Genomic DNA, 770 nt, shown 5'->3' on the forward strand with positions numbered 1-770 from the left:
TATTAGGATTAAATATTATAAATGAGACATTAACATCGATACAATATGAAGTAGGTCAAAATAATCATGTCATTACACTTGTTGAATTACAAAATGGACGTGAACCTTTAATGTCCGAAGCGGGACTGTTTCATATCGCAATTAAACTACCTCAAATTAGTGATTTAGCTAATTTACTAATTCATTTAAGCGAATATGATATTCCAGTTAACGGAGGTATACAGCCTGCTTCGTTATCATTATTTTTTGAAGACCCAGAAGGAAACGGTTTTAAATTTTATGTTGATAAAGACGAAGCGCAATGGACGAGGCAAAATGATTTAGTAAAAATTGATATTAGACCATTAAATGTACCGAGATTAGTGAGTCATGCAACAAAATTGTTATGGTTAGGTATTCCAGATGACGCTATTATAGGTGCATTGCATATTAAGACAATTCATTTATCAGAGGTAAAAGAGTACTACCTCGATTATTTTGGATTAGAGCAATCGGCATATATGGATGATTATTCAATATTTTTAGCATCGAATGGCTATTATCAACATTTGGCCATGAATGATTGGGTATCAGCAACGAAACGTGTAGAAAATTTTGATACGTATGGATTAGCAATTGTTGACTTTCATTATCCTGAAACAACACATTTAAATTTACAAGGTCCGGATGGTATCTATTATCGCTTTAATCATATCGAAGTTGAAGATTAGTATATACTTTGAATGGACGAACCATATAATGAATCGTTTTTAATGATCTTTTTATACAAG

Annotated in this window: 1 protein-coding gene; it reads left to right on the plus strand. The window is 31.7% G+C overall.

Features of this window, described 5'->3' with window-relative positions; translation table 11 throughout:
• A partial coding sequence (locus tag IDG60_RS17750) for a VOC family protein (protein ID WP_206161010.1) occupies positions 1 to 710 on the plus strand: 710 nt, incomplete at its 5' end.
• Positions 711 to 770: the final 60 nt, after the last annotated feature.

It is taken from the genome of Staphylococcus sp. EG-SA-2, from assembly GCF_017152085.1.